A 4657-nucleotide genomic window follows, 5' to 3' on the forward strand; every position below is an offset into this window, starting at 1 on the left:
CAGACATAGAGGCAGTTAAATTTCGAAATTGAGATCGCTATCTCATTGGCTTAGTTGAAGTTTTGTGGGGTTGAGCTATCTTTATATTACTGCCTTAGTGGAGGTGAAGTATTATGATTTGGGATACTCTCGAACGTGTAAATAAACTTCGCAAGGAAGCAATGGAAGATCCAGAGTTTTTGGATTCAGCAAAAATGCATGAGGAATGGCTTTTAAGCGAAACTCATAATCAATCGAACCAAGGAGCTCAAGAGAAGAAACCGAAAAAGTTATCTGATATTTATGAAAATACGGATTTTCCTATCAACCCAACAGGAACGAAACATTAACAATGATGAACTGCAATACGGCTGAGGCTCTTAACCAAAAAGCGATAAGTCGACTAAACATACCAGCCTTAAGCCACCAATAAAAAAGCCACTTTCAACGAATCGAAAGTGGCTTTTTCTTTTCTCGTTAGCTTCTTTACTCATTAACAACTAAAGCTAATCGTTTTTAAACCTAGTTATTAATCAGGCTTAACCCGCTTGGTAATGCATCACCAAATACGCGTTTAGACTCGCTCTCAGAAAGTTCAGTGACTTCACTCACTAGCGTTAGCCATGAATCAGGTACCTTGCTTTGCTTTAATTTATCAAGAACTTGAGCACGGTAGTCATCAGAGATATCGAACTGTCGGTCACCTGTCTTGCGGCAAATCACCACTGCCGCGAAAGCAATCATTTGCTCTTTCTGCCAATTTTGGTCAAGCAGCTTTGGTAACCACTGTTCTGCTTGCTCTCTTGGAATGACGCTGTGTTGGCTTCCGTATAAAGGTGTACGAGACGCTAAGCGACCCAGAGCCCACCAGTGAGCCTGTTCGAACTGATTATGGTTAATTGCTTTGCTCAAGAACCATGTAGCCAATAGAACTTTATCTTCCACCTCGAGTTGCTCAAGGGACGCTGCCAATCTCACCATGGCTTCATAGCCATTGTCTTGCGCATCTTTCGCTGTCTTAGGGTTCTTCATTGCACCTGGGTGAAGGTACTTCGCGATATCAGCCAAGATGGTTTCTTGCTGTTCTTGATTCAGGCCACCCGCAACACGACGCCAGAATACCCACCAGTCCGTCCAACCTTGGTGGTTCTGGAACTGAATGTTTTGTTGGTAAAGGCCCCAAATTTGTTCGATACGCCATGAGTCAGTCGGATCGCCAAAGCCTGGACGCAGCGAGTAACCCGCCAAACGCAGCCAGTTCTTCTCGTGTGCTTCTGAACGACGACGGCGTTTACGACCTAATGAGAACGAATCAAACAGGTGACGGAGAGTCGTAAAGTCCCACTCTTCGCGCTTACCAAGTCGTTTCTCAAGATCTTTGGCCAGCGTTTTGATCTCTTTAGACTCAGCACTTTTCTTGTTGCCGCTGTACAGACGAGAAATCAACTCCTTACATTCGTCCAGTCTTGGATGAAGTTTAGAGTTATCGGACTCATCGCCTTGCTTGTTTCTGACTTCGAACTCAAGCAACCAACGCTTAGTGTCATCTTCCGTACTCACACATTCCATTTTCAATGTGCCGACTTCGGTTAACTGACAAGCAAGCAACACTTCAACGCGCTCTTTTTGGTTGGCCTGAAGCTCTGCAGTACCTGAACCTTCCAGTGTAGAAATATACGGTGGAAGAGGGGAGAACAAGTCAGCGTCGACATTGACCATCACACCATTTTGAATAGTGGTGTCATGAGCAATTTGATCGTGGGTTGAAGTCAGTAGATTAAATCGTACTGGTTCACCTAAAGTCAGCGAGAAACGACGGCTGTTTAAGCGTATCTCTTGGCCTTCTTCAGTACCTTTGGCAAGCAGACAAAGCGCTTTGCCCATCTTGTTCTTCTCTTGTAGATGCAAGAAGTAAGAACGAGCGGCACCGCCACCGATTTTCAGTTGTGCACCACGGCGTGCTTTACCAAAAGCTACAGCACCAAGGGCTACAGACCAGTCAGGGTGAGGGTTATCTAAGACGGTGATTGGTGCACCGTTCCAATTGCCAAGTAACTGAGTAATTCGCTCTGTTACCAGTTCACTGTTGAACACACCACCATTGAGTAGCACACCAACAGGAATTGCAGGTTTGGTATCATCAAACTCAACAGAGTCTGACTTTTCCAATGCGGCTTTAGATACTTGCTGGTGGGTCGCTAGGAATTCGGCAACGTGCTTACTTACAGCAGGATCTGCTGCGTAGGGTAGACCGAACTCTACAACCGCGCTGCGGCGTTTGTCGGGTACTTCCGTAAACTCTGAAAGCGGGAAGAAACCTTCTAGTGCAATCTGATGAACTTCTTGTTTGGTTAAACCAATACTCTTCGTTCCGCCAAGCAGTTTTGAACCGCTGCCCAGCATGGTGATCTTCACATCGTCTGGCGCATTAGCAGACAGCAGGCTCTCTTTTGCGGCGCGAGTCTGCTGAATAAGCTTGGTTAGGCTCGAAGCATTCAATTTTTTGTTTTGATTGAAGCGCTGCTCTGCAAGGTGGGCAAGAGCTAAATCGAGGTTATCACCCCCGAGCATCAAGTGTTCGCCAACGCCGATACGGTCGAGTGCGAGCTCTTGATTGCCACCGTTATCCGATTTGAAGCTCGCTTCGATCAAACTTAAATCGGTAGTACCGCCACCAACATCACACACTAGAATCAGCGGGATCTGTTGAAGTTCGTCTGTAGCGGTTTGTTGGTGACGGGCATACCAGTCATAACAAACGGCTTGCGGCTCTTCGAGCAATAGAATCTTACCTAAGCCCGCCAGTTCTGCCGCTTCGAGTGTCAGCTTACGTGCTGTCTCATCGAATGAAGCGGGAACAGTTACCACAACGTCTTGGTCTTCAAGCTTATTGCTTGGGTTACGGTAGTTCCATGCTTGACGGATGTGGTTCAGGTAGCTTGCGCTTGCGACAACAGGAGAGACCTTATCGACGTCAGTTGCGCCTGCCCAAGGCAGAATGTCGGAGTTACGATCAACCGCTTGGTGAGATAACCAGCTCTTAGCACTGGATACTTGGCGGCCTTCAACTTTTGCGCCCAGTTCGCGAGCCCACTCACCAACGATGACGTTTTGAATATCACCTTCAACCAAGCTCGGTTCCCAAGGCATAGTGAGATCGGAAGGGGAGATCTGACCTTGTGCGGGATGATAACGAAATGATGGAAGTAGCGGCTTGCGAACCACTTCACCGGGGCCGATGAGTTGGTCAATATCGAAAAGAGAAACGGGAGCATGTTGTAGGTCGTCGTTGATTTCACAGTAGGCAACCACAGTATTGGTTGTGCCTAAGTCAATGCCGACTAAAAAACGAGGAGATGTCATACAAAACCTTATTCTGCCAAAGTGATGACCAGTTAATGGATAATCTTGGTCTTATTATTGTCTTTGGAATGCTTTTAATACAGGGCTAGGGAATCGCATTGATAAAGTAACGGCACCCGTTAAGGTGCCGTTGATTCATTATGCTTCTACGTTTGAGTCGTTATTCGAGTCTTCACGAACGTCGAACTCAACATGCCATTTCTGACCATTGTCAGTCGCAATCGCTTCTAGGTATAACGTGCCTAATTCAGTAACACGAGACGCCAAAGTTACGGGAACCACTTCACCTTCGCGACGACCTTCAGAAACAGGCAGTGTCACTTGAATTTCAGGAAGCTCATCCAGATCTTCTGGAGCCCAGTGATCAAGGTGCGTACCCGCTTGGTCTTCACGACGAGTGGTTGAACCGAAGAATTGGAAGTGAACTGGCTGACCAATCACTAGACCGAACTCTTGGCTAGGCACTTGTACGCTTGAACCTTCTTCCATACCAAATGGTGCAACACACAGTGCTTCCATTGGAGGAGCCATACCTGGGATAGCTGGCATCGCGCTTTCAATTCCAACGTAGTAAGAAGATGCGATACCACCACGGATACGAACGCCTTGGCCACGACGAACTGCGCCGTAGTATGAAGCGCCACTTGCAACCGCTAGGTCTAAGTCTAAACCTGAAAGTTGTTTAGCAAATTCAGCGTCGGCATTAATTAGCCATTCATTGATCGTGTCTGAAAGACGATCTGCAAGTAGGTTAGATTTTAGAACACCACCATTGAACAGTACCGCTGTTGGTTTGATGAAGTCTGCCGCTGGTGCTTCTGCACCTTGCGTTTCTGTACCGGGCATACCGGGCATGTTTGCAAACGGGTTGAAATCTTGCTGAGCGGTTTCACTATTTCCAGAAAGCGCGTTCGCTTGCTTAGAAAGGAATGCAGCAATGTGACGAGTAATACCTGCGTCTTGAGCGTAAGGCAGACCCATTTGAGTCAGTGCGCCACGCGTCTTTTGTACTGGGTGCTCAGTCACCGCTACTTTCGGGAAGAAGCCATCAACCAATGTTTGTTGTACTTCTTGCTGAGTCAGATCTGTTTTCAGTGTTGCGCCCAGTAGTTTAGAACCACGGCTTGGAACAACGATTGGCACAGATTGAAGCTCAGCATCGTTAAGCAGTGCTTCTTTCGCATCGCGACACGCGTGAGTCATTGCTTGAACCTGCCAAGGAGCCAGTTCTTTACCTTCTTGCGCCAGTTTCATCTTCAGACGGTAAGCCAGAGCTAAGTCCATGTTGTCGCCGCCCAGTAGGATATGTTCACCT

General features: G+C 47.2%; 2 protein-coding genes and 1 pseudogene. 1 reads left to right on the forward strand and 2 read right to left on the reverse strand.

The features are described from left to right. The first annotated feature begins 113 nt into the window (after positions 1–113). Positions 114–329 (forward strand): hypothetical protein, encoded by a 216-nt coding sequence (locus tag AB4496_RS05885; RefSeq protein WP_102258588.1) that lies wholly within the window; start codon positions 114–116, stop codon positions 327–329. Positions 330–501: 172 nt separating this feature from the next. On the opposite strand, the gene AB4496_RS05890 is transcribed toward AB4496_RS05885, so the two are convergent. Further along, positions 502–3342, reverse strand: coding sequence for an Hsp70 family protein (locus AB4496_RS05890; protein ID WP_102258587.1), 2841 nt, complete (start codon positions 3340–3342; stop codon positions 502–504). A gap of 138 nt (positions 3343–3480) precedes the next feature. Continuing rightward, positions 3481–4657, reverse strand: a pseudogene (locus tag AB4496_RS05895) (Hsp70 family protein); the annotation flags it as partial.

The sequence above is a fragment of the Vibrio sp. 10N.222.46.A1 genome (genome assembly GCF_041473595.1).
Classification (GTDB): domain Bacteria; phylum Pseudomonadota; class Gammaproteobacteria; order Enterobacterales; family Vibrionaceae; genus Vibrio; species Vibrio tasmaniensis_A.

Coding starts and splice junctions, on each gene's coding strand:
- AB4496_RS05885 (WP_102258588.1), top strand. CDS start 114: ATGATTTGGGATACTCTCGAACGTGTAAATAAACTTCGCAAGGAAGCA.
- AB4496_RS05890 (WP_102258587.1), bottom strand. CDS start 3,342: ATGACATCTCCTCGTTTTTTAGTCGGCATTGACTTAGGCACAACCAAT.